The sequence below is a fragment of the Rosenbergiella collisarenosi genome (assembly GCF_018494085.1).
Taxonomy (GTDB): Bacteria; Pseudomonadota; Gammaproteobacteria; order Enterobacterales; family Enterobacteriaceae; genus Rosenbergiella; species Rosenbergiella collisarenosi.
On record NZ_JABBFP010000001.1, the window covers coordinates 391,473 to 416,754 of the forward strand.

Annotated in this window: 24 protein-coding genes and 1 other annotated feature; of the genes, 14 read left to right on the forward strand and 10 right to left on the reverse strand. The window is 47.9% G+C overall.

What is annotated here, in order from left to right; genetic code table 11:
• Positions 1-53: 53 nt before the first annotated feature.
• Positions 54-1,274, forward strand: coding sequence for an MFS transporter (locus HGT70_RS01760; protein ID WP_214194734.1), 1,221 nt, complete (start codon positions 54-56; stop codon positions 1,272-1,274).
• A 2-nt stretch (positions 1,275-1,276) separates the two neighbouring features.
• On the opposite strand, the gene HGT70_RS01765 is transcribed toward HGT70_RS01760, so the two are convergent.
• The 5 genes from HGT70_RS01765 to rsmC all read right to left on the reverse strand — a co-directional run bounded on the left by HGT70_RS01765 (position 1,277) and on the right by rsmC (position 7,080).
• The gene (locus HGT70_RS01765; protein WP_071434015.1) at positions 1,277-1,735 is read right to left on the reverse strand and encodes a YbaK/EbsC family protein; all 459 of its coding nucleotides are present in this window, start codon (positions 1,733-1,735) and stop codon (positions 1,277-1,279) included.
• A gap of 257 nt (positions 1,736-1,992) precedes the next feature.
• Positions 1,993-3,225: a c-type cytochrome gene (locus tag HGT70_RS01770; RefSeq protein ID WP_214194735.1), complete on the reverse strand. Its 1,233-nt coding sequence runs from the start codon at positions 3,223-3,225 to the stop codon at positions 1,993-1,995.
• Positions 3,222-4,982 carry a GMC family oxidoreductase gene (locus HGT70_RS01775; protein WP_214194814.1) on the reverse strand — a complete coding sequence of 587 codons (1,761 nt, stop codon included), beginning with the start codon at positions 4,980-4,982 and terminating at the stop codon, positions 3,222-3,224. The genes HGT70_RS01770 and HGT70_RS01775 overlap by 4 nt, the downstream gene beginning before the upstream one ends.
• A 4-nt stretch (positions 4,983-4,986) precedes the next feature.
• Positions 4,987-5,736, reverse strand: coding sequence for a gluconate 2-dehydrogenase subunit 3 family protein (locus HGT70_RS01780; RefSeq protein WP_214194736.1), 750 nt, complete (start codon positions 5,734-5,736; stop codon positions 4,987-4,989).
• Between the two features lie 318 nt (positions 5,737-6,054).
• On the reverse strand, positions 6,055-7,080 hold the full coding sequence (gene rsmC / locus HGT70_RS01785) for a 16S rRNA (guanine(1207)-N(2))-methyltransferase RsmC (RefSeq protein WP_071434021.1): 1,026 nt from the start codon (positions 7,078-7,080) through the stop codon (positions 6,055-6,057).
• Positions 7,081-7,182: 102 nt separating this feature from the next.
• Between rsmC and HGT70_RS01790 the strand changes: the two genes are divergently transcribed.
• From HGT70_RS01790 to yjjG, 3 genes are read left to right on the forward strand one after another with little or no spacing between them, the layout of a single operon-like run.
• Complete coding sequence (locus tag HGT70_RS01790) at positions 7,183-7,581, forward strand: DNA polymerase III subunit psi (RefSeq protein WP_071434023.1); 399 nt, start codon at positions 7,183-7,185, stop codon at positions 7,579-7,581.
• Entirely contained in the window at positions 7,565-8,005 is a 441-nt protein-coding gene (gene rimI / locus HGT70_RS01795; protein WP_214194737.1) for a ribosomal protein S18-alanine N-acetyltransferase, read from the forward strand. Before HGT70_RS01790 ends, rimI begins: the two co-directional genes overlap by 17 nt.
• Before the next feature lie 19 nt (positions 8,006-8,024).
• Positions 8,025-8,702: a pyrimidine 5'-nucleotidase gene (gene yjjG / locus HGT70_RS01800; protein WP_071435236.1), complete on the forward strand. Its 678-nt coding sequence runs from the start codon at positions 8,025-8,027 to the stop codon at positions 8,700-8,702.
• On the opposite strand, the gene HGT70_RS01805 is transcribed toward yjjG, so the two are convergent.
• A complete protein-coding gene (locus tag HGT70_RS01805; protein WP_214194738.1) occupies positions 8,697-9,347 on the reverse strand; it encodes a YtjB family periplasmic protein in 651 nt (216 codons plus the stop codon). The two genes, yjjG and HGT70_RS01805, sit on opposite strands and share 6 nt — an antisense overlap.
• Positions 9,348-9,463: 116 nt before the next feature.
• Here HGT70_RS01805 and serB point away from each other — a divergent pair, with 116 nt between their 5' ends.
• From serB to HGT70_RS01825, 4 genes are all read left to right on the forward strand, one after another.
• Positions 9,464-10,441, forward strand: a complete 978-nt coding sequence (serB, locus tag HGT70_RS01810; RefSeq protein WP_071434028.1) for a phosphoserine phosphatase — start codon at positions 9,464-9,466, stop codon at positions 10,439-10,441.
• A gap of 13 nt (positions 10,442-10,454) precedes the next feature.
• A complete protein-coding gene (gene radA / locus HGT70_RS01815) occupies positions 10,455-11,840 on the forward strand; it encodes a DNA repair protein RadA (RefSeq protein WP_214194739.1) in 1,386 nt (461 codons plus the stop codon).
• 43 nt (positions 11,841-11,883) lie between these two features.
• Positions 11,884-13,131: a multifunctional transcriptional regulator/nicotinamide-nucleotide adenylyltransferase/ribosylnicotinamide kinase NadR gene (gene nadR, locus HGT70_RS01820; protein ID WP_071434032.1), complete on the forward strand. Its 1,248-nt coding sequence runs from the start codon at positions 11,884-11,886 to the stop codon at positions 13,129-13,131.
• 79 nt (positions 13,132-13,210) lie between these two features.
• Entirely contained in the window at positions 13,211-13,492 is a 282-nt protein-coding gene (locus tag HGT70_RS01825) for a hypothetical protein (RefSeq protein WP_214194740.1), read from the forward strand.
• Between the two features lie 42 nt (positions 13,493-13,534).
• Here HGT70_RS01825 and ettA read toward each other — a convergent pair whose 3' ends face one another.
• Positions 13,535-15,202 carry an energy-dependent translational throttle protein EttA gene (gene ettA, locus HGT70_RS01830; protein ID WP_214194741.1) on the reverse strand — a complete coding sequence of 556 codons (1,668 nt, stop codon included), beginning with the start codon at positions 15,200-15,202 and terminating at the stop codon, positions 13,535-13,537.
• 189 nt (positions 15,203-15,391) lie between these two features.
• Between ettA and sltY the strand changes: the two genes are divergently transcribed.
• A complete protein-coding gene (gene sltY / locus HGT70_RS01835) occupies positions 15,392-17,311 on the forward strand; it encodes a murein transglycosylase (RefSeq protein WP_214194742.1) in 1,920 nt (639 codons plus the stop codon).
• A gap of 46 nt (positions 17,312-17,357) precedes the next feature.
• On the forward strand, positions 17,358-17,696 hold the full coding sequence (trpR, locus tag HGT70_RS01840; protein ID WP_241569358.1) for a trp operon repressor: 339 nt from the start codon (positions 17,358-17,360) through the stop codon (positions 17,694-17,696).
• Here trpR and yjjX read toward each other — a convergent pair.
• Entirely contained in the window at positions 17,641-18,168 is a 528-nt protein-coding gene (gene yjjX / locus HGT70_RS01845; RefSeq protein ID WP_214194743.1) for an inosine/xanthosine triphosphatase, read from the reverse strand. The genes trpR and yjjX overlap by 56 nt on opposite strands.
• Positions 18,169-18,220: 52 nt before the next feature.
• On the opposite strand from yjjX, the gene gpmB reads away from it, so the two are divergent.
• Positions 18,221-18,868, forward strand: coding sequence for a 2,3-diphosphoglycerate-dependent phosphoglycerate mutase GpmB (gene gpmB / locus HGT70_RS01850; RefSeq protein ID WP_071434044.1), 648 nt, complete (start codon positions 18,221-18,223; stop codon positions 18,866-18,868).
• 31 nt (positions 18,869-18,899) lie between these two features.
• Here the strand turns inward: gpmB and robA are convergent, their stop codons facing one another.
• Positions 18,900-19,766: an MDR efflux pump AcrAB transcriptional activator RobA gene (gene robA, locus HGT70_RS01855; protein ID WP_071434046.1), complete on the reverse strand. Its 867-nt coding sequence runs from the start codon at positions 19,764-19,766 to the stop codon at positions 18,900-18,902.
• Between the two features lie 213 nt (positions 19,767-19,979).
• On the opposite strand from robA, the gene creA reads away from it, so the two are divergent.
• A complete protein-coding gene (gene creA / locus HGT70_RS01860; protein WP_214194816.1) occupies positions 19,980-20,471 on the forward strand; it encodes a protein CreA in 492 nt (163 codons plus the stop codon).
• A gap of 41 nt (positions 20,472-20,512) precedes the next feature.
• Here creA and arcA read toward each other — a convergent pair whose 3' ends face one another.
• Positions 20,513-21,229: a two-component system response regulator ArcA gene (gene arcA / locus HGT70_RS01865; RefSeq protein ID WP_071434048.1), complete on the reverse strand. Its 717-nt coding sequence runs from the start codon at positions 21,227-21,229 to the stop codon at positions 20,513-20,515.
• 543 nt (positions 21,230-21,772) lie between these two features.
• Here arcA and HGT70_RS01870 point away from each other — a divergent pair.
• Together HGT70_RS01870 and thrA are read left to right on the forward strand one after the other, a co-directional pair.
• A complete protein-coding gene (locus HGT70_RS01870) occupies positions 21,773-22,459 on the forward strand; it encodes a tRNA/rRNA methyltransferase (RefSeq protein WP_214194744.1) in 687 nt (228 codons plus the stop codon).
• A 212-nt stretch (positions 22,460-22,671) separates the two neighbouring features.
• Positions 22,672-22,793 (forward strand) — a sequence feature (Thr leader region).
• A gap of 26 nt (positions 22,794-22,819) precedes the next feature.
• Complete coding sequence (gene thrA, locus HGT70_RS01875) at positions 22,820-25,282, forward strand: bifunctional aspartate kinase/homoserine dehydrogenase I (protein WP_214194745.1); 2,463 nt, start codon at positions 22,820-22,822, stop codon at positions 25,280-25,282.

A 25,282-nucleotide genomic window follows, 5' to 3' on the forward strand; every position in this document is an offset into this window, starting at 1 on the left:
TCGTGATAGATGTGGCGATGGTGTGTTTTTCTTTTACTGGCTAGGATGGGATTATGTTTGGTTGGACGTCAACGCAGCGTAATGTTGCGACTGCAAGCTTCTTGAGTTGGATGCTTGATGCATTCGATTTTTTTATTTTGGTCTTTGTATTGAGTGATCTAGCCGGGTATTTTCAGACGTCAGTGACAGATATTTCTGTCGCGATTATGTTGACCCTAGCCGTGAGACCTATCGGTGCTCTAATTTTCGGTCGTTTGGCGGAAAAATATGGCAGGCGTCCAATCTTGATGTTTAACGTCGCGCTCTTTTCTGTCTTCGAGTTACTTTCAGCGTGGTCGCCGACTTTTACCGTTTTTTTACTCCTGCGTGTGATCTATGGTGTCGCGATGGGAGGAATATGGGGAGTGGCTTCTTCATTAGCCATGGAAACTATTCCGGATCGATCACGCGGATTAATGTCAGGGATCTTCCAGGCAGGCTACCCTTGCGGATATCTCTTAGCTTCAATTATCTTCGGTCTGTTCTACGAGCACGTAGGATGGCGAGGGATGTTTTTGATCGGTGCATTACCCGTTTTCCTTCTCCCTTTTATCTACTTTAAAGTTCCAGAGTCACCAGTGTGGCTGGCATCCAAAGCACGTAAAGAGAGTCATGCTTTACTACCGATAATTAAAAGTAATTTACGTGTCTGTGGTTATCTCGTGCTATTGATGGCCTGCTTCAATTTCTTTAGTCACGGCACGCAAGATCTCTACCCCACTTTCCTAAAGGTCCAACATCAGTTCGATGCCCATACCGTCAGTATTATTGCGATTTTTTATAATATCGCGGCAATGTTGGGGGGCGTCTTTTTTGGTGTACTATCGGAAAAAATTGGCCGTAAAAAAGCGATTATGATAGCGGCCTTTCTTGCATTGCCTGTCTTACCCCTCTGGGCGTTTGCGACGGGCTCTGTCATGATCGGCGTCGGCGCTTTTCTCATGCAATTTATGGTGCAGGGTGCCTGGGGCGTGATTCCAAGCTGGCTAACTGAACTTGTCCCCGCCAACGCACGCGCCGTGTTACCTGGCTTTGTTTATCAGCTAGGGAATCTTATCGCTTCGGTGAATGCGACCCTACAATCGAAGATTGCTGCAGCCCATGGCGGTAATTACGGAATAGGGATGGCAATCGTCGCAGGTTCTGTTGCAGTACTGATTTTCATCTTAGCCGCGTTTGGGCGCGAAACTCGAGGGATGAAAATTTCTGGCGCGGAGGGCGTTGAGCGCCAGTAGGTTTACAGGCAGACGTCAATCCATTTGGCGTCTGTCAACTGAGCCATACGCTGGGGCGACAGTCTCACGGCGCTATGAATCGCCCCGGCAGCCGGTAATACTTCATCGAAAACCTCTAAGCTTCGGTCGCAATACACTTGCAACGGATTCTCCAGTCCGAATGGGCAAACGCCACCAACGGGATGTCCCGTAGCGATAATCACTTCATCCACCGTTAACATTCGGGCTTTAGCTCCGAAGGTGTCTTTAAGTTTTTTATTATCTAAACGTGCATCGCCACGCATTACGATGAGTACAATAGTATTTTTAATCTTGAGTGAGAGGGTCTTCGCAATTTGCCCGGGTACAACACCATGCGCGCGTGCGGCCATATCGACGGTGGCGGTACTTTGGTTCATTTCGATAATTTCGATATCGGGGGCATGCTCCGCAAAAAACTCGCGGACGGATTGCAGGCTCATCGGTTTTCTCCCTTATAACACGTATGCCTAATTTCACTATTAGGTGGCAAAGTATAAACGAATTTAGCTAAATGTATTGAAGAAATAGCGGGGAGGCTTAACGGTTACTCAGTCTTCTTGCACGAAGTTAGCGAAGGTTGTGCGCACTTAAATACCTGGGTAAGAGGGATAAACAACAAAGGTTAATGCGCTTAATGATAGCTCCTCCTGCTAGTAAAAACAGGAGGAGCTGTTTGCTACGTCTTAACCAAATTTTGTTATTGAGCGGTTTTTTCTAACGTTTTCCTTAGTGATTTAACGTCATCTGGACTCACAGCAGGTGCAGCATTGCCCCAGCTATTACGGATATAGGTTAAGACATCGGCGACATTTTGGTCGTCAAGGTTCCAACCAAATGCCGGCATGGCAGGATGAGTCGGTGCTGCAACAGTGCCACCGGCGCGGCTTCCTGCGAGAACAACATGAATCAACGATACCGGATCGCCATTGATGAGGGGAGAATCAGCCAGTTTCGGAAAGAGATGAGCGACGCCTTCTCCTTGAGGAACATGGCAACCACTACACCTGTCTGCATAGATAGCTTTGCCAGTCACCATCTGTGTATTATCCATGGCGATGGGTTGGGGTGTAGGCTCTGTGCGGCGAGTGTTGAGCGATTTTAAATAAAGCGCCGCCGCATTTAAATCTTCATCTTTCCAATACTGTGTAGAGTTTTCAACGGCTTCTGCCATTGGCCCTGACGCAATATCATAATTATTTGCGCCGGTTTTAAGGTACTCGACCAGATCTTTTTGTGACCATTTACCTATCCCTGTATGGCTATTATTCGTGATATCAGGAGCAAACCAGACACCTAAGGTATTACCTGTAAGAAAATGCTCGCCTTTATCGCCACCGATAATATTCTTAGGAGTATGGCAAGTCCCACAGTGGCCGAGCCCCTGAACCAGATAGGCACCGCGATTCCACTCAGCGGACTGTCTTGGATCAGGTTTATATTCGCCCTCTTTGAAATTGATCATATTCCAGATATTGAGTGCGCTACGAAGACGGAAAGGGAATGGCAGTTGGTTGGTGTCTATTGCCCTATTGATGGGCTGCACGGTTTGCAGATAAGCCCACAACGCTTGATTATCGGCCTGAGTCACTTTGGTGTAGGCGGTAAACGGCATCGCGCCATAAAGTAATTGACCATCGGGACGATGGCCTTTACGCATCGCGTTTTGAAAATCGGTAAATGTCCATCGACCAATACCGGTTTCTGGATCCGGAGTAATATTAGCGCCAATTAGTTGGCCGAATGGCGTATCAATAGCGACTCCACCCGAAAACAAGGGATGCCCTGGTTGAGTATGGCAAGCCGTGCAGTCACCAAGTTGCGCAATATAGCGACCCTTGCTGACGAGATCCCAAGAATCGGCGCCGCTTTCTGCCTGTGCCAGACTTGCCACGAAGAATAACGTACAGGCGGAGAGAATAAATTTTTTCATACCATCATCTCCCCTGGTTTTTGAAGATACTGGGTGCGGATGTAGTGAGCGGTACGAAAAGCCAATGCACCCACCGTACCAGTAGGGTTGTATCCAGGGTTATTTGGAACAGCGGAGGCTCCCACCACAAATAGATTCGGAATATCCCATACTTGGCAGAACTTATTTACAGAACTGGTCGAAGGGTCACTGCCCATAACAAATCCTCCCACGACATGTGAGGATTGATAATCGCCATTTGACCATGGCCCCTTTCGGGGTTGCTTCTGTATTTGCTCGGGATTCATCACTTTTGCAATTTCAGCCACTTTATCGGTCACGTATTGCGCCATACGCATATCGTTGTCGGGAAAATCGAAAGTAATGCGGAGTAAAGGTCGGCCGTGGGGATCGTTATAGTTTGGATCGAGCGATAAATAGTTTATGCGTTGTGGATAACTACTCGCCTCACAACCGATACTCGTTGTGGTGAGGTAATGGTCAACCGTTGCCTTTTTCCATGCTGATCCCCACCGAGGTGTACCGGGTGGAACGGGACGAGAGGCGATAGGCGCCGAGCCGATAGGGGTCACACGCGTTGACCCACCGCCCACAAATCCGAGTCCAGAATGATCGAAATTATCGTTATTAAATTCATCAATTCCCATCCCTATCGCACCACCACCAATGAAGGGGTTGAAGATTTGATCTTTGAAAAATAGGCGTACGTTATTCGCTGTTTGATAGCAGTAATTTCTCCCTGTTGTGCCTTTACCAGAGAAAGGATCGTAAGGGATACCTACCTTCGACAGTAGCATCAAACGGACATTTTCAAAGGTAAAGGCGGCAACAATCACAATGTCAGCGGGTTGCTCATAGCGCTCGCCGTTATTATCGATATACACCACGCCCGTGGCTTTTTTGCCCGTACTGTCTTTGAGAACCTCGAGAACCTCACAGTCGGTGCGTGCCTCGAAATTTGGCATGTTCGCGACGGCAGGAAGAACGTTAACAATCGCACTCGCTTTAGAGTAATTTGCACACCCGTAATTCGTACAGAATCCGCAGTAGGTACAAGGCCCCATGGTCAGTCCATACTGATTAGTATAACTTTGTGAAGCGAGGGCAGAGGGAACATAGAAGGGCTGATAACCCATTTCTGTTGCAGCTTTGGCAAATAAGGTCGGCGCAATGGTTTGTACATTCGGCGGGTTTGGATAATCGCGGGTTCGGGGGCCTTCGTATGGATTCCCCCCTTGGATAAGCTTTCCTTGAATATTACCGGCCTTACCCGATACCCCTGCGACACGTTCGAAGGCATCGTAGAAGGGCTCTATTTCCTCCCAGTCAAGCCCCCAGTCTTGAAGAGTGAGTGCCGGATCTACTTCTTTACCATAGCGTTCGCGCAGATGACTCGCTAACCGAAAGTCTGCCGGCTGGTAACGAAAGGTTAGACCTGCCCAGTGATTCCCAGCTCCTCCTGTACCATTTCCGGGATGAAACGATCCCCAAAAACGCATAGGTAAGGCTGTTTCCGATGGGGTATTACGCATCGTACAGGTATTCTGCGCAGGTCTTAGCATCAGTTCTTCGCGTGCGTTATAGCGTAACTCATCCGCGGCACTGGCGATGTTAAAGTCTTTGGCCGTATCTCGCCATGGCCCACGTTCCAGGCCAACAACTTCAAGACCTTGATCGCAGAGTTCCTTTGCCAAGATAGATCCCGCCCAGCCTAGGCCAACAATCACGACATTGGTGGCAGGTAATTTTTTTATCATCATTTTATACCTTTGTATTCCAGGCTGAACTGCCCATGATTGAGATGGGGATCAAGTCTAATTTTTGATCGGTCTTGGTTAAATAATCGCGATAGTCATAACGCGCGCCTGGAAAGCCAATCATTTTCCAGCTGATCATGTCACGGTTTCCACCATAGATAGGATCCGCAAAGAAGCCCTCCATCGTGTTGGAAAGCACCTGATCAAAAAAAAACTTACTATCGATATGTGACAGTGTGATCTCGCCTTTCTCCAGCGCCTCTAGCACTTGATTGCGTGTTTCCCCCGCCAATTGGCTGAACTTTTTATTATATTTTTGTTGGCAATAGTCGTGAAGGGCAGCGAGTCCGAGGCGGTATCGTTCACGCGGAGTAAGGGGCGATTGATCGCCCTGTGCGGCCGTACCGGGTTGAAAGGGAGCCTGCATATAGTTACGACTGGCATCTCCATAAGAGCCGGCAAGTTGTTGATCGATAAAGACAGTACATCCCGCGTCTTTACCGTTGCACGAATATTCGTCTGCGGGAATTAATTGGCTCACGATAGCATCGACTTCAACGGCTTCGTCCGCGGTAAAAAATTGTAAGCCCGGTGCATCGTTGATAATTGGGTTATTGTGGTCGAATAGCATCCACCGAGGAATGCCGGTAATAGTTGTTGCTTGTACACTGGAGACCGCCACTACGGTCAGGCTAGCCGCGGAAGCGGAGAGCAGCCGACGTCGGCTAATCCCCGAAGAAGAAGGATCAGACATAAAAAGCTCCTTTTGACATTGCTCAATGACAGTAAGTAATGACTCGCTAAATGTTGCATTTGTATTTTTATTGTTATCAATGTTAATTAAAAAGCGAGGGATTGTGTAATTTTATTTTTGTCTTTTCGGATTGAGCAGGCAGCGGGAGATGTGTTGTTAGGTTTTAGAGAAGAGTGCTTGGAAGTGTCGGGAGGTGTTGGGCCGAGAAGAGGTATAGTCAGTCACTATTTTGACTACAGAGAATAAATTCTCTAACGATAAACGTCTGTTCTCCCCGAGTACACGAAGAGAATAGACGCTAGACAGCCTAAATCTAGATTAACGCTTATTACGTCCCCAGACACTACGGTAAACACGGAATTTTCCGGTTTGAGCTAGCACTTCGTAATGACCAAAAGTCTCTTCGAGTACTTGCGGATAAGGTAAAAAGGCGTTGGCAACGATACGCAGTTCACCGCCACTACTCAGGTGGTTGGCTGCACCCCTGATTAAAGCATTTGCAGCATCTAAACTCGTTTGTAGCCCGTCATGGAACGGAGGGTTGGATAGGATCATATCGAACCTTCCCTGAACGTTAGAGAAAACGTTACTCGCGAACACCTCACCCTCTATATTATTAATGGCTAGGGTTGCTTGACTTGCGGCGATGGCGGCGGCATTCACATCAGTTAGCCATAGGCGAACTTTCGGTGAGTGCTGTTTCAAACTCGCCGCTAACACGCCGGAGCCACATCCAAGATCTAATACCTTGCCTTTAGTGTGTGCGGTGAGGGTAGAAAGCAGAAGGGCGCTCCCGTTGTCCAGTCCATCGCGGCTGAATACGCCTGGTAATGTTTGGATCGTCAGGTCGTCAAGTTGATAGCGACCATAATAGGTCTCGATATCGAATTCAGGCTGGTGGTCGAGACGTCCATGGTATAAACCGCAGCGTCTGGCGCTATCAATCTTCTCCAGCGAGCTGTATTGTTCGATAACGTTCTCTGCGCTACGCACACCGCTACGGTTTTCGCCAACAATGAACAGATCACTGCCCACTGGCATAAGGGCAAGAAGGTTAGCAAGCTGAAACGCGGCTTCTGGCTTATTTTTCGGCCAGTAATAGATTAACGTATCGCAGCCCGCAACGTGTTCTGCGTTGGCGTAGAGGCCAAATTGTGCACGTTCTTCGAGTTGCTGGCTTAGCGCTTGCCAATGGTGAAACTGCTGTGTAAAAACACGGGTAGAGGCCGTGGTTAATTGTGCCGGTAACATATCCTGCAGGTCACCCGCAAAAATAATATGGCGATGTTCGAACTCTTCCTCGTGGCGCAACAGCACTTCGCTGGCCGGCATATAAGCTGACATGGTAACTCCTCTTTCATAAGAGAGGCGATTATAGAGGTTTATTGGCGCAGGTTCGATGGTTTTGCTAGCATAGCAGCGTAAGCTTTTGTTGAGTGGATAAAAATGACAGAAAGACGAGACTGGTTATTAGCGCAAATGGGGATCGACCAGTATCGTTTACGGCGTCCCGAAGTCTTACAAGGTGAGGTAGCCATCGCGATAAAGCCGACCACTAAGCTCGTCATTGTCGGGCTGCAACGCGATGAACTCCATCACCCTTTTATCAGTGATGTATTACTGAGCATGATTGTCGAATCCGCTAATGTACTGTATCTCTCGGTAGAACAACTGCCCCTGCTTCCCCAGCCGTTATCTTGTTTACTCTGGTTCGTGGGCCATGATCCACAGCATCGCTATGCCTCGCGCCAGATCCTCTCCCCGCCTTTTGCTACCTTAATCGGGAATGCAGAGGCTAAACGTACTTTATGGCAGCAATTTTGCGACTATGACGATAATCTCTGATCTGCATCTGGCAGACTGGGCGCAAGCCTTTACGATTGAAAACCAGTGTCACTCACATCCATGGAGTGCGGCGACTTTTCAAGCAAACCAAGGTGAGCGTTTTATTAACTTGCGCGCCGATATCGACGGCGAACTAGCGGGGTTTGTAATCTGCCAGGTGGTACTGGATGAGGCATCCCTCTTTAATATTGCCGTGTCGCCCACTTTTCAACGGCGTGGCGTCGCTCGACATCTAATAATGTCGCTTAGCGAACGGCTGATAGAGCGTGATGTCATGATGCTTTGGTTAGAGGTTCGTGCATCAAACTTACCCGCTATTGGCCTCTACGAATCACTTGATTTTAACGAAGTATCACGACGTAATAATTATTATCCCACCGCTAACGGGCGCGAAGACGCGTTGATCATGGCGTTAACACTGTAATTATTCTTGGAGCACTATGCTGATAAAACACTTCGACTGCATCCTTTTTGATGCTGATGAGACACTGTTTGAATTTGATGCCTATAAAGGGTTAAGCACGATGTTTGCGCAGCATGGTGTGACATTTAGTCCTGAAGATTATCAACGCTATCAGGCACTGAATAAGCCTTTATGGACGGCCTATCAACATCATGAAATCGATGCGGAACAGTTAAAGACGCAACGTTTTGATCCGTGGGCGAAGGTACTGAACCTTCCAGCCAGTACGCTAAATCAACAATTTTTAGCTGCCATGGCGCAGATTTGTCAGCCCTTACCGGGTGCTAAGGCTTTGCTGGAGGCTATCTCGCCTCATGTGCGTGTTGGGATTATTACCAATGGTTTCACTGATTTGCTGCATGCGCGCCTAGCGAGCACCGATTTTAGCGGTTACTTTGATGTGCTGACCATATCAGAACAATTTGGTCTTGCTAAGCCGGCGCCAGAGATTTTTCAGCATACTCTAGAGCAACTTGAGGGGTGCCTGCCAGAAAGAACCTTAATGGTCGGTGATACGCCAGAATCTGATATTTTAGGCGGTATCAATGCTGGAATGAAAACCTGTTGGTTAGATCATGGCGATAAAATTCTGCCAGCAACTATCACCCCCGACTGGCAAGTGCCCACTCTCCCCGCGTTGCAGTCTCTCCTTCTATAACTCTTTCGCCTTATCCCGCTTAGACTTCGCGGGGATGGGGCGGTGGGCCGTGAGGAGGTAGGGAGACTGCTGCCAGTGCGTGCGTTGGTCTCTTAACAGGGTACGGGTTAGAATAATACCGATGGCGAGAGCCAGTAATAGCATCAAGCGTAATAAGTTAGTGGTGTTATCGACATGGCGTGCCTCACTCGCTAACGTATGTGTATCCAATGTTAGGCGTAAATATCCCTGCGGACCTGCTTTGGTTTGCAGGGGAACGACAAGTTGACGCGTCGAGTAACTGCCTGTGCGATCATCGCTAAGCCCCAATCGGTCCCTAACACTGATCGATTGGCCACTGTGTACAAGGCGTGTCCCATCGACATCATAAAGCGAGACGTCGATGACTCTCGGTTGTTGGGTGAGATGTTTAAGGATGCCATTGATTGCGGAGAGGTCAATCTCATCCTCAGAAAAATAAGGCAGTAAACTATAAGCAACTTGGTTCGCCAGCCCCTGTGAAAGCTCAGAGGCCTGTGTTGTTTCAACTTTTTGACGGCTCGAACTAAACCATGACGCCCCCTGCATCAATGCCACCATTAATGCTAAACACGCCAACACGATCAGCGTCCTGTGAAGTTGAATGTTAATTTTAGGTCTGTGCATGGGTTGGGAATCTCATTTTTTCAGAAATCGTTAGCTCTGATGTGGGTTTATGTTGCCAGAGCTGGGGCGATCGGGGTAGCCTTTTGCCGGGTTTATATGTTTGTTCAGGAGCACCAATGCCAAACCGATTAAGTTGGTCTGATTTACCTACGGATGTTACAGCATGGCCAGGATTGCCGCTTTCATTGAATGGGGATGAAGTCATGCCCCTCGACTACCGCGCAGGCCGTAGCGGCTGGCTTCTGTTTGGCCGTTCACTGGATAAACAGCGTCTAACCGATTATCAACAACAGTTAGACGGAGCATTAGTTCTGGTGAGTGCGTGGACGGTCGGCGATTATGCCGTATTGCGAGTCGCGGGTTCACTTACCCCAGAGGCACGTAAACTGGCCTATCAGTTTGAACTAGACGTTGCCGCCCTTGGACAGCTTCCGGAGTTACAACAACCCGGCCTGTTAGTCATGGATATGGATTCTACGGCAATTGAGATCGAGTGTATCGACGAAATTGCAGTCTTGGCAGGATGCGGCGAAAAAGTCGCCGAAGTAACAGAAAAGGCGATGCGCGGCGAGCTAGATTTCCAACAAAGTTTACGCGAACGCGTCGCACAATTAGCGGGAGCCGATGAAGCTATTTTGCAGCAGGTACTCGATAATTTACCGCTGATGCCTGGACTTGAACAGTTAGTCGATACTTTACAGTCACACGGCTGGCAAGTTGCCATCGCCTCTGGCGGGTTTACCTTCTTCGCTGATTATCTCAAACAAAAATTAAAACTAAGCGCAGTGGCGGCCAACCAGTTAGAAATCGTCAACGGCAAACTGACGGGTAAGGTGTTAGGGGATATTGTCGATGCGAAATATAAAGCCACCTTCCTTGAAAAATTGGCGGCAAACTATGAGTTACCACGTTCACAAACGGTCGCGATTGGCGATGGTGCGAATGATTTAGTCATGATCCAAGCGGCGGGACTAGGAATTGCCTATCATGCCAAGCCTAAAGTGAATGAAAAAAGTGAAGTGGTTATTCGCTTTGCCGATCTGACAGGGGTACTGTGTATTCTTACGGGTAGCCTTAACCACGAATCACGCTGAGTAAGGAGCTATTTTGGCTAAAGCAGTAAAACGAGCCTTTGTTTGTAATGAGTGCGGAGCGGATTATCCTCGTTGGCAGGGGCAGTGTAGTGCCTGCCACGCCTGGAATACGATCACTGAGGTACGGCTTGCCGCCTCACCGACTGTGGCAAGAAATGAGCGTTTATCTGGCTATGCTGGCAGTAGTGGGGCAAGTAAAGTCCAAAAGCTATCTGAGATAAGCCTTGAGGCGCTGCCGCGTTTTTCGACTGGTTTTAAAGAGTTTGACCGCGTGTTAGGTGGCGGTGTTGTGCCGGGGAGTGCCATTCTGATCGGTGGTAGCCCAGGTGCGGGTAAGTCGACATTGTTGTTGCAGACGCTTTGTAAGCTGTCAGAAAAGATGAAAACGCTCTACGTTACGGGTGAGGAGTCGTTACAGCAGGTTGCAATGCGCGCCCATCGACTAGGCCTGCCCACGACACATCTTAATATGCTATCCGAGACCAGCATTGAAGAAATCTGCCAAATTGCGGAAACCGAAATGCCACAATTAATGGTGATCGATTCTATCCAGGTTATGCATATGTCCGATGTGCAATCGTCGCCAGGCAGCGTGGCTCAAGTGCGTGAAACGGCAGCCTACCTAACTCGTTTTGCGAAAACCCGCAACGTAGCGATTGTAATGGTCGGACACGTCACAAAAGACGGCTCGTTAGCCGGGCCGAAAGTCCTCGAGCACTGTATTGATTGCTCCGTGTTACTTGACGGCGATACAGACTCTCGCTTTCGTACTTTGCGCAGCCATAAAAACCGTTTCGGGGCGGTTAACGAACTGGGCGTATTCGCGATGACTGAGCAGGGGATGCGTGAAGTCAGTAATCCTTCTGCAATCTTCTTATCGCGCGGCGATGAGGTAACACCGGGAAGTTCGGTCATGGTGGTGTGGGAAGGGACCCGCCCACTGTTGGTTGAAATTCAAGCCTTAGTCGATCATTCATTAATGGGTAATCCACGCCGCGTTGCAGTAGGACTTGAACAAAACCGCCTCGCGATTTTACTCGCAGTGTTGCATCGCCATGGTGGGCTACAGATGGCAGATCAGGACGTGTTTGTTAACGTCGTCGGCGGCGTTAAGGTGACGGAGACGAGTGCCGATCTCGCCTTGCTGTTAGCGATGGTATCGAGCCTACGGGATCGTGCGTTACCCCATGACCTAGTGATATTCGGTGAAGTAGGTCTTGCAGGGGAGATTCGACCGGTACCGAGCGGACAAGAGCGTATCGCGGAGGCCAGCAAACATGGTTTCACCCGTGCTATCGTTCCTGCCGCTAATGCCCCGAAAAATCCGCCGAGTGGGATGAAAGTTTACCCGGTTAAAAAACTTGCCGATGCATTAGAAGTGTTTGATGAATTAACCTAATGCGTTTGACCGCTTAGTCACCAAGTAATCAGGAACTGACGTGATGCAAAATTATGATTATTTAAAAGTTGCGATACAGCAAAAAGGCATCACTCTACAGCAGGTTGCTGAGGCTTGTGGAATGACTAAGGGCTATCTCAGTCAGTTGCTTAATCAGAAAATAAAAAGTCCTAGTGCCTCGAAACTTGAGGCACTGCATCATTTCTTAGCGCTCGATTACCCTTATCGGCAGAAAGTCGTCGGGGTGGTCTTCGGTAAGTTCTACCCCTTACATACCGGGCACATTTACCTAATTCAGCGCGCGTGTAGTCAAGTTGACGAGCTGCATATCATCATGGGTTACGATGAGCCTCGCGACCGGCAGTTATTCGAAGATAGTGCGATGTCCGAACAGCCGACGACCGCTGATCGGTTGCGTTGGTTACTCCAAACCTTCAAGTACCAGAAAAATATTCGTATTCACTCTTTTAACGAAGAGGGGGTCGAACCCTACCCGCATGGTTGGGATGTTTGGAGCCAAGAGATTAGCGCCTTTATGGCGGATAAGCAGATTCATGCACAGCGTATCTATACCAGTGAGCAAGATGATGCTGAGATGTTCGAGCGTTACCTCAATATTGAAACGAGCGTTATTGACGCCCAGCGCAGCTTTATAAATATTAGCGGCCAGCAGATACGTCAGGACCCCTTTAAATATTGGGATTATATTCCTACCGAGGTAAAGCCGTTCTTTGTACGTAAGGTTGCGTTACTTGGGGGGGAATCCAGCGGTAAGTCGACATTAGTCAATAAGCTGGCGAATATCTTTAACACGACGAGTGCTTGGGAATATGGACGAGATTACGTCTTCTCACAATTAGGGGGAGACGAGCAGGCGCTCCAATATTCTGATTACGATAAAATCGCACTCGGTCAGGCACAATATATTGATTTCGCGGTAAAGTATGCCAACAAAGTCGCGTTTATCGATACAGACTTTGTGACAACCCAAGCGTTCTGTTTGAAATATGAAGGGAAGGCGCACCCATTCGTACAGGCTCTCATTGCAGAGTATCGTTTCGACTTGGTCATCCTCCTAGAAAACAATGTCCCCTGGGTTGCCGATGGCTTACGCAGTTTGGGAAGCTCGGTGGATCGTAAAGAGTTTCAATCTTTGCTCATAGCGCTGTTAGACGAAAATGAAATCCCTTTTGTACAGGTACTGGAAAACGATTACGACAGCCGTTTTCTACGCTGTATTGAGCTGGTTGAGCAAGTCCTCCTTAAATCTTCAGCGTCACGGTTAACGTAACGTTAGCGGAGCCATTGGTTTAGCTTTGATTGAAGGAGTCAGTATTATGCTCTCTACGAGGTATCACGGAGGAGAGGCAATGCAACGACGAGTTATTATAATGGGCGGTGTGGCGGCAATTATGCTGGTTGGCTGTTCGCCGCACAGCACGCAATTATCGGCCGATACGTATTTAGTTAAGTGTGAACAAATGTTTGGCGAGATGAGTGATTGCGTCGCGTTAGCAAGAAAGCAGTGTCCGGCAGGTTACGACGTTTTAAGTGCCAAAGACGAAACGTCGTCAGGGGCGATTGTGGGCGAGGACCAAACGACCCATTACACGGGTAACGTTAAACGCTCTATGTTGATCAGGTGCCCATAGGCAAGAAAAGAGAGCCGAAAAGTGGCTCTCTTAGTCGAGTAATTATTTACTCATTTTCTTATATTTCATTCGCTTAGGTTCGAGTGCTTCATTCCCCAGCGTTCGTTTACGATAATCTTCGTATTCGCTAAAGTTTCCTTCGAAGAACGTGACATTCCCTTCATCCTGATAATCCAGAATATGGGTAGCGATTCTGTCGAGGAACCAACGGTCGTGCGAGATAACCATGGCACAGCCCGGGAACTCTAGAAGCGCATTTTCTAAGGCGCGTAGCGTTTCAATATCTAAATCGTTGGTAGGCTCATCGAGAAGCAGTAAGTTACCGCCGACTTGGAGTAATTTGGCTAAGTGCAAACGCCCACGTTCGCCCCCAGATAGCTCACCCACGCGTTTCCCTTGATCGGTCCCTTTAAAGTTAAAGCGTCCAACATAGGCACGGCTCGGCATCTCGAAGTTACCAATACGCATAATATCTTGACCGCCAGAAACCTCTTCCCAGACGGTTTTACTATTATCCATCGCATCACGGAACTGATCGACTGAAGCCAGCTTCACCGTTTCGCCTAGGGTTATCTCACCGGAGTCCGGTTGCTCTTGACCCGACAGCATACGGAATAACGTTGATTTACCCGCACCGTTGGCACCGATGATCCCGACGATTGCCCCTTTCGGAATAGAGAAAGAGAGATTATCGATCAGTACGCGATCGCCGTAAGATTTGGTTAGGTTGTTCACTTCTACAACTTTATCGCCTAAACGTGCTCCAGGCGGAATGAAGAGTTCACTGGTTTCATTACGCTTTTGGTATTCGACGCTGTTTAGCTCATCAAAGCGGGCAAGACGTGCCTTACCTTTTGACTGACGGCCTTTAGTACCTTGGCGCACCCACTCCAGCTCTTTCTCGATCGATTTACGACGAGCCGCTTCTGCAGAGGCTTCTTGAGCTAGGCGTTGATCTTTTTGTTCCAACCAAGAGGAGTAGTTACCTTCCCATGGGATCCCCTCACCACGGTCAAGTTCTAAGATCCAGCCGGCTACGTTGTCGAGGAAGTAACGGTCATGGGTAATCGCGACCACTGTTCCCTCGAAATCATGCAGGAAGCGCTCTAGCCATGCGACTGATTCCGCATCTAAGTGGTTAGTTGGCTCATCCAGCAGTAACATATCCGGTTTTTCGAGCAGGAGGCGACAAAGTGCTACGCGACGGCGCTCACCTCCAGAGAGGTTGGCGACTTTAGCCTCCCACTCTGGCAGGCGGAGTGCATCGGCTGCACGCTCAAGTTGTGTATTGAGGTTATGACCATCGTGAGCATCGATTATCTCCTCAAGACGTCCTTGCTCTGCCGCTAACTTATCAAAATCGGCTTCTGGTTCTGCATAGAGGGCATAGACCTCATCCAGACGTTTTAGCGCTCCGACGACTTCAGAAAGGGCTTCTTCGATAGACTCGCGTACCGTATGTTCAGGATTAAGTTGGGGCTCCTGAGGAAGATAACCGATTTTGATACCCGGTTGTGGTCTTGCTTCGCCTTCGATATCTTTATCGATCCCCGCCATGATGCGTAGGAGTGTAGATTTGCCCGCACCATTCAGGCCTAGTACGCCAATTTTTGCCCCTGGGAAGAAGCTAAGAGAAATATTTTTTAAGATATGTCGTTTAGGGGGAACAACTTTCCCTACACGGTGCATACTGTATACGAATTGCGCCACGAGATAAGCCTCTTAGTAGTCGTTAAACGTGTTATTTGCTGAGAAGTGTATCTGTTTTCCCATCATATTCACAGTAACCGCGCAGTGGAAAAGACTATAATCGGAGGGCATTGCAGGAAAGCTGAACGAAGTGTTAGAAACATGTTAGCGTAAGCAGGTATTCACTATAGCGACGATAAGGGGTAAAACGTGGCAGATTGGAAGCATTGGGTAACAGGAATATGTCTTACCACTGTGAGTTGTGCGGCTTTTGCTGACTCACTTTCGGAACAGCGTCAGCGCTATAGTCAAATACGTCAAGCCTGGGACGCCAAGCAAATGGATGTGGTGGCACAGTTGATGCCAACGTTAAAAGATTATCCACTATATCCATACTTGGAGTACCGCCAGTTGTCACAAGATCTGAGCCAAGATACCGCGCTTGGGATCAATAATTTTGTGAACAGTTATCCTACCTTACCCGCTGCAAAAAGCCTGAAAAACCAGTTTGTCAGCGAGCTGGCACGGCGCGACGATTGGCAAGGATTACTGAGTTTTAGTCCGCAAGAGCCTCCTACTGCACAAGCAAAATGTAACTGGTATTACGCGAACTATGCGACTGGGCACCAGAGCCTGGCGTGGCAGGGCGCGAAGTCTATCTGGATGACGGGGCGTTCGTTACCCGCTGGTTGCGAGCGACTCTTTTCGGCCTGGCAAAATAGTGGTGATTTTAGTAACGATCAGATTCTTACCCGTCTTCTCCTCTCTGTTAAAGCGGGGAATGATAGCCTGACTCGTCAACTTACCGCCCAGCTCCCTTCTGATTACGATACGCTCAGAACTGCACTTAATGCCTTACAGAGCTCATCGCAGGGTGTTCTTACCTTCGCCGAATCCGTGTCGCCTACCGAGTTCAGTCGAAAAATAACGATAATCGCGTTTAACCGTCTTGCCCGCGATAATGTTGACCAAGCTCAGACCTTAATCCCACAGCTCGCGTCCCTACAACAGATGGACCAACAAGATACACAAGCATTGAAAGAAGCCGTGGCCTGGCAGCTGATGTCGACGGATATCACTTCGCAACAGCAACGCTGGCGCGATGAAGTGGTTATGGACAGTGAGTCTGAGACACTGCTTGAAAGACGTATCCGCCTCGCACTGAGCCAAAATGATCGGCACGGCTTAAATACTTGGATTGCGCGTCTGCCGGTTGAAGCCAAACAAAAAGATGAATGGCAATATTGGCAAGCCGATCTTCTGCTAGAAAGAGGTAGGAAGTCGGAAGCTGACGAAATACTGCATCAACTTATGCGTCAACGAGGTTTCTATGCCATGGCCGCTGCGCAGCGGCTCGGGGAGGAGTATCAGTTACAGGTGGATAAGGCTCCCGAGGCCGATAGCTCGGTCACCGAGGGACCAGAGATGGCAAGAATACGTGAACTCATGTATTGGAACCTCGATAATCTGGCGCGCAGTGAGTGGGCAAGCTTAATTAATAGTAAGAGTCTCACTCAGCAGCAGATGTTGGCGAGTTATGCCAATTCTCAAGATTGGTGGGATCTTAGTGTTCAAGCGACCATTACTGCAAAAATGTGGAACAGTATCAAAGAGCGTTTTCCTATTGCGTGGCAGACCTACTTCCAACGTTATGCAGCGGGTAAGGCGATCCAAACTTCCTTTGCGATGGCTATCTCGCGCCAAGAGAGTGCTTGGAATCCAAAGATTCAATCGCCAGTCGGCGCAACAGGTCTCATGCAAATTATGCCGGGAACGGCTAGCCATACGGTAAAAATGTATGAGATTGCTGACTATAGCAATAGTAGCCAGTTGCTCGACCCAGAGATGAATATCCAAATCGGCATGCAGTATCTAGACTACGTTTATCGCCAATTTGATAATAACCGTATTCTGGCGGCGGGCGCCTATAATGCAGGGCCTGGCAGGATCAACCGCTGGCTATCTTCCAGTCAGGGGCGTTTAGATCCTGTCGCCTTTATCGAAACAATTCCTTTCTCGGAAACGCGAAACTATGTCAAAAACGTTCTCGCGTACGATGCCTATTATCGTTATTTGATGGGATCTTCGGACAAAATCTTTACCGATAGTGAGTGGAATCGGCGCTATTGAGTATGTTATGCTTCTGTACTCGCCAATGAGTACGGAAGCCCACCTTATGACTATCGACCAAGACAATTCGCTTTCGGAGCGAGACTGGACGCGCTTCATCAAGCTTTTGGCGGAGGCTTTTTCCGCAGGGCAGGGTGAGGCGCTACTCAATCTTATGCTGACGGCAGACGAGCGACAGGGTTACGGGACTCGCTTGTGCATTATTGAAGAATTGCTACGCAGCCAGCTGAGCCAACGTCAGCTCAAAGATCAGCTTGGCGTTGGCATAGCCACCATTACACGTGGTTCCAACGGCTTAAAGTCGGCGGCTCCAGAATTACGTGAGTGGCTTACTGAGCAGCTTCTGCATAAAAAGGATGAAGCAACGGACTTATCGCGAGAATAATCGCTTGTTGATAAACCGAGGAGCGGGTTAAAACGCCCGACGTTATTGCCCCAATTGCGCCGCCTTTATGCTTTATGTTATCGATACCCGTAAGGGTGGACATAAGAGGCCCTAGCTCCGCACCTTCGTGCAGTGCATCAAGAATACGTGAGGGTAATTTAAAGCTCGCGGAACGAGACTCGCTACGCTGAAGACTATTTTCGACGATAACCCAAGCAAATGCTTGGTTGTCGTCTATACCCGCTTCGATAGCGAGCCAGAGTGAGGCGGCTGGGTAACGTTCTTTTGCATGACGTAAACGGTTATCGGCACCTTGCCATGTTTCTTCGTCCGTCAGGGGTTGTGCGCAGACACCACTCTCGACATCCACTCCTTGTATTTCTACTTGTTCATCAGGGAAGATAGCTTTACAGGCTTCGGTAACGGCTAATATTTTAGCTGGGTTGCAGGTTGCCACGACAACATGATACATAATGGTAGCTCGAAGGTAACAAAATTGTTTTGATCATATAATGGAAAGGGTTATGCAACAAGTTTTGCTGGTTCGCCACGGAGAGACGCTGTGGAATACTGAACAACGGATCCAAGGGCAAAGTGACAGTGAGCTCACTAAGCAGGGAATAGAGCAAGCACGGCAAACAGGTTTACGTCTACAACATTTGGGGATTACGCATATCATTTCGAGCGACCTAGGGCGGACACAGCAGACGGCAGCAATTATCGCGGAAAGTTGTCAATGTCAGTGTGTCATCGATGCTCGTTTGCGTGAAATCAACATGGGCGTATTAGAAGGGAGAGCGTTGAGCAGTCTGACTCAGCAAGAAGAACAATGGCGAAAGTCGCTATTGAACGGTGATCCTGCTGGGCGTATCCCACAAGGGGAAAGTATGGGAGAACTGGCTCAACGTATGCGCGAAGCGCTTGAAGCGACGCGATCACTACCTACCGGGAGTCGACCTGTATTAATTAGCCATGGCATTGCTCTCGGGTGTTTATTGGGGACCTTGCTAGGGTTGCCTGCATGGGCTGAAAGGCGCTTAAGATTAAGAAACTGCTCGGTATCGCGGGTCGATTATCAATCAAGTTCTTGGCTTGCCGAAGGGTGGATTGTCGAGAGTACCGGTGATATTGCACACCTATCAGCGCCTGCTTTAGATGAGCTGAAAGCTTGAACACTCCCGGCATATGGCCGGGAGGTAATAGTTAAGCGCTTTTTCTGATTGGGATCAGATAATCACAGCGAATATCGGCGGTGGTTACTCCATGTGGAGTATAAAAGCGCTCAATATCTTGCCCTGAACGACGTGTCAGATTCAACGTTGGCATACAGGTGCTGTAGAGCACTAAGATGAAATCTTGTAAGCCTTCTTTAAGCCCGTCATAACTAAACTGTACATAGTCTCCGCCTTCAAGAGTAATTTTCTCGACAGAATCTAATGTTTTCGCAAAGTTGTCGTCGGCAATAGCGGTGGTATAGAGGATCTCTTGTTCATCTTCTTTATCGGCGCTACTACGGACTTGGTGTAGCCCATAGAGCTTATCTGGAATAGTGTTTTTCGCGTTGTGCAAAAATTGCTGCCAGAAATGTTTACGCATCTCGGCGCGATACTGGGTAATTTGTTCAAGCGTACAGGCATAGCTCTGGGTATGACCAAATAATGTAATTTCGGGCAGATTCACCATCGTCGGCTGTGGCATTGAGAAGGCACCCATACGAATAGGGGGGCGCAGTCCAAACGATGACCAGTCTAATGCTCTACGATAACTCGCCGGAGTTTGATTAAATTGTTTCTTGAAAGCGCGAGTAAAGGTTTGTTGAGAATCGAAACGGTACTGAAGTGCGATATCTAAGATAGGCCTTCCCGTTAATCTTAATGCTACCGCAGCCTTTGAGAGGCGCCGTGAACGGATATAGGCACCAATCGCATGGCCCGTAATATTTTTGAACATACGCTGCAAGTGCCATTTGGAGTAGCCAGCTTTATGGGCAACATTATCGAGCGACAGAGGTTGGTCCAGATGACTCTCTAACCACACCAATAAGTCTCTGATAATTCCAGCTTGGTCCATAGTAAATCCCCTTATCCATTGGCAGGTTGAGCCGTGTAGGCAGACTATTATACGCTAGATTTCAATTTTCTGAATCTATTGCCACTAATAATTGAACCTATTAGTATTAATATTTGAAGGCATTGTTGTTATCCTTGGTTAATATAACGGTTAGTTATTATAACCTATAGTTACTTAGTGTATTATTTAAAGAGATAGATAGAATCTATGAGAATGCGTAACACAGCGGCAGTCATTAAACGTTTAGTTGGGGCTTGCTTAATTGCAACCACCCTCACACCACTTATCGCTCAGAGCGAGGAGATTGGCTCGGTCGATACAAAATTTAAAATAATCGGGGCAAATCATAAAATCGTTATTGAGGCTTTCGACGACCCGGAGATTAGTAACGTAACCTGCTATCTAAGCCGAGCGAAAACGGGTGGAATTAAAGGAAGCCTTGGTCTAGCAGAGGATACGGCTGATGCTGCCATTTCCTGTCATCAAGTAGGGCCTATCGAGGTACCTGATAATATTAAAGCAGGGAAAGAAGATGGTGATACCGTATTCAAACAGCGGACTTCTTTAGTATTCAAAAAGTTACAAGTTAATCGTTTTTACGATCAGAAAAGAAATACACTGGTTTATTTGGCTTATTCAGATAGAGTCGTAGAAGGGTCGCCGAAGAATGCCTTAAGTGCAGTCCCTATTATGCCGTGGCACTAAAAAAAAAGCCCAGATATTCTGGGCTATTCTGTCATACATATTTATTCTTCGATATCGCCGCAGAAGCGATAACCTTCACCATGGATCGTCGCAATAATTTCAGGGGTCCCTGGTGTGGACTCAAAATGTTTGCGAATACGACGGATGGTTACATCGACAGTTCGGTCGTGGGGTTTTAAATCACGCCCCGTCATTTTCTTCAAGAGCTCAGCGCGCGGCTGGATTTTTCCTGGATTCTCACAGAAATGTAGCATTGCTCTGAATTCACTGCGTGGTAATTTATATTGTTCGCCCTGCGGGCTAATCAGCGAACGACTATTAATATCTAGCACCCAACCATTGAAACGATAGTTTTCAACATGCTTTTGTTCTTCTTGAATCGGAGCAAGATTCATCGTGCGGGATAACAAGTTACGCGCACGGATAGTTAATTCACGAGGATTAAACGGTTTAGTGATGTAGTCATCCGCACCGATCTCGAGCCCAAGAATTTTATCAACTTCATTATCGCGACCGGTTAAGAACATCAGTGCAACACTTTGTTGCTCACGGAGTTCGCGTGCCAGTAAGAGTCCGTTTTTACCGGGTAGATTGATATCCATAATGACCAGGTTAACCGTGTGCTCAATCAACGCTTGATGCATTTCTGCACCATCTGTTGCCTCGTAAACGGTATAGCCTTCTGCCTCAAAAATACTCTTGAGTGTATTACGGGTGACTAACTCATCTTCGACGATAAGAATTTGTGGGATTTGCATGTTTTGCTACCTAAAATTTGCCAACGAAATTGATACAAGGCCACAGCGCTGATGTTGTAGAGAGTAAGTTAAATCAATTAATGCTGGGCGATGACGTACTGGGTTCGATATTTTGATTTTTAGCACGGACGATAAACATTAATAACTAGAATTCTCTATTTATGCTCGGTCAGCCAATAGGTTACTCACCTATCCTAACGCCTTTAACACTCAGCTAACAGCGTGAATAACATTCAGGAAGCAAATAAATGTGCTTCGTTGACTTATATCAAAGCTAAGTGTAGCACGTTAACAGTTGTATGAAAAATGACTATTTCTTTTTCTTTATCAGTATAATCAGTAACTTCTGAAATTCTTTTAGAAAAAAACCTCGCAATTCTTGAAGTTGCTACCATGGTACCGATTCCTGTCCTGTTACATTAACTCGGCATGATTAGTAAGAAAATTTAACATATCCCATCGAGTCTTCAGGAACAGTCATCGCTAGCCAAGATTATTTGGGCAGTCTATGATGGCTGCTTGCTTGGAATTTAAGGTATATGCATGTTTTTTCCGATTATATTAGTTGCCCCTGCGCGAGCTGAAAATGTGGGAGCTGTGGCTCGAGCCATGAAAACAATGGGGTTTACTCAGCTAAGGATAGTAAACAGCCAAGTTCATCGTGAGCCCGCTGCGCAGTGGACGGCGCATGGCGCAACCGACATTCTAGATAATGCTGAAACCTTCGCATCGCTGCCTGAGGCATTGGCAGATATTGATTTTTCTGTCGCCACCACCGCACGGAGTCGGGCGAAATTTCGCTATTATGCGACCCCTACGGAAGTCTTGGAACAGTTAAGCGAAAAGCGTCAATGGATGAACCGCTTTGCTTTGGTTTTCGGTTGCGAAGAGAGTGGATTGAGTAACGCCGACCTTGAATGTGTAGACCTGCTAACCGGGATACCAATGGCCGTCGATTATCCTTCACTTAATCTCGGCCAAGCTGTCATGGTATTTTGTTATCAGCTTTCCGCTCTGCATCTCGCTCCGCCTCCGGCTATACACCCAGAGTCCCCACAACAACTCGCGGCTTTAAGAGAAAGGATTTCACAACTTTTAACGAGGATAGAGGTCAGCGGAGACCAGAAATTGGTTGATTGGATTGAGCAGCGTCTAGGCTTTGCGCAGCAAAGAGATACGGCGATGCTGCATCGTCTTGTTCATGATATTGAAAAAAAACTCGCAAAATAAAATTCTGTCAATATGGCTTATGCTAGGGACTGATCTTGTTATAAGCGACCATGGTAAGGTATCAAGGAAATCGTTGTCTATTTTGAAGGATCTCTGCGCAATTCATAAGGCACAGTCCGCAGAATAAATTCGTTGACTTGGCGTAGCGTTTGCTTTACTTCTGTTAGGGACAGATTTTAAAGACAGACAGAACAATAGAGAAAAAATGCGTACAAACAGCCTGAATATCACCATTATTACAATTACCACCATTACAACAGGTAATGGTGCGGGCTAACGCATAACAGGAAAGATAGAAAAGCCCGCGCCCTATTCAGGTGCGGGCTTTTTTTTTGAACTATATTCAGGAGCTATAGCCCCATGCGTGTACTGAAATTTGGCGGAACCTCAGTGGCAAATGCCGACCGTTTTCTTCGTGTCGCTGAGATCATTGAAAATAATGGACAACAGGAACAGGTCGCGACGGTACTCTCCGCACCGGCTAAGATTACTAATCATTTAGTGGCATTGATTGAAAAAACGATCGCTGGTCAAGATACCACTGAAAATCTTGCGGATGCGCGTCGTATATTTGATGAGTTACTTAACGGGCTGGCTAGCGTTGAACCTAATTTCGATCTCGCGGCAATGCAGTTTGTCGTACAACACGAGTTCACGCAATTAGAGCAAGTGCTATTAGGTATTAGTCTCCTGAAGCAATGTCCCGATAGCATTAATGCCGGCATCATCTGCCGCGGGGAAAAACTTTCTATTGCGATCATGCAGGCGCTTCTGGTCGCGCGCGGTCATGCAGTGAGTGTAATCAACCCTGTTGAAAACCTTCTCGCCCAAGGACATTATTTAGAATCTACCGTCGATATTGCCGAGTCGACACGGCGCATTGCCGCACGTGAAATCCCAAGATCTCATTATATTCTCATGGCTGGGTTTACCGCGGGTAATGAAGCCGGTGAATTGGTCGTGCTGGGGCGCAATGGCTCTGATTATTCGGCAGCGGTGCTGGCTGCATGTCTACGTGCCCAGTGTTGCGAAATTTGGACCGATGTGGATGGTGTTTATACTTGTGATCCACGCCAAGTTCCTGACGCTCGCTTACTAAAATCCATGTCTTATCAAGAGGCGATGGAGCTGAGCTACTTCGGTGCAAAAGTCTTACATCCACGTACTATATCGCCTATCGCGCAATTCCAAATTCCGTGTGTGATCAAGAATACGGCTAATCCTCAAGCTCCTGGTACCTGTATTTCTGCGCAGGGGGGAGAAGATAAAACCCCGGTTAAGGGCATCACAAACCTTAATAATATGGCGATGTTTAGTGTCTCCGGCCCAGGGATGAAAGGCATGGTAGGGATGGCTGCACGCGTATTTGCGGTGATGTCGCGTAAGTTTATTTCCGTCGTGTTAATTACACAGTCTTCTTCTGAATACAGTATTAGTTTTTGTGTACCGCAAGGCGAAATGTTGCATGCTTGCCGGGCATTGGAAGAAGAGTTTGTGTTAGAGCTCAAGGAAGGTTTACTTGATCCTATCGACGTGACCGAGAATTTAGCCATTATCTCGGTGGTGGGCGACGGTATGCGTACCTTACGCGGTGTTTCAGCCAAATTTTTCTCTGCGCTTGCGCGGGCAAATATTAATATTGTCGCAATTGCACAAGGTTCTTCTGAGCGCTCCATCTCGGCGGTGGTAAGTAACGATAGCGCAACCACCGGAGTGCGTGCTGTTCATCAGATATTGTTTGCTACTGACCAAGTACTCGAAGTTTTTGTTATTGGCGTCGGTGGCGTCGGTAAGGCGTTACTTGAGCAGCTAGAACGCCAGCAAAGTTGGTTAAAGAAGAAACACATCGAGCTGCGGGTCTGTGGTATCGCTAACTCCAGTAAGATGCTGACTCGGGTAAACGGTATTGATCTTACCACGTGGCAGTCTGATCTAGACGGGGCGCAACAACACTTCTCGTTGGAATACTTAACGCAGCTGGCCAAAGAGTATTATCTCCTTAATCCGGTGATCATCGATTGTACATCAAGCCAATCGATGGCAGATCTCTATGCCGACTTCCTGAAGCAAGGTTTCCACGTTGTGACGCCAAACAAAAAGGCAAACACCTCCAGCTGGCATTATTACCAAGAATTACGAGCCGCTGCCGAGAAGTCGCGTCGTAAGTTCCTCTACGACACTAACGTCGGAGCGGGACTACCGGTTATTGAGAACCTGCAAAACCTACTGAATGCCGGCGATGAGCTGGTGGAGTTTAACGGTATTCTCTCAGGTTCGCTCTCCTTCATCTTTGGAAAGCTAGACGAAGGGATGAGTCTCTCAGAAGCGACAGGGCTTGCTCGTGAACTGGGCTATACAGAGCCGGACCCTCGAGATGACCTGTCAGGTATGGATGTCGCGCGTAAATTGCTGATCTTGGCGCGCGAAGCTGGATTAGCCTTGGAGTTAGCCGATATCGAGATTGCGCCTGTGCTGCCGCAGCATTTTCTCGATCTGCCTGATGCAAACAGCTTTATGCAGCAACTGCCTGAACTGGATGACCATTTCAATACGCTGTTCACCCAAGCGCAGTCGAATGGCAAAGTGTTGCGTTTTATCGGATCAATTAATGAAGCAGGTAAATGCCGAGTCGCGCTGAGTGAAGTCGATGCCAACGATCCTCTATATAAAGTGAAAAATGGCGAAAATGCCTTAGCCTTCTATACCCGTTATTACCAGCCGATTCCATTAGTGCTGCGTGGCTATGGTGCAGGTAATGATGTTACGGCAGCCGGTGTCTTTGCTGATTTACTGAGAACGCTGTCTTGGAAGCTAGGAGTATGA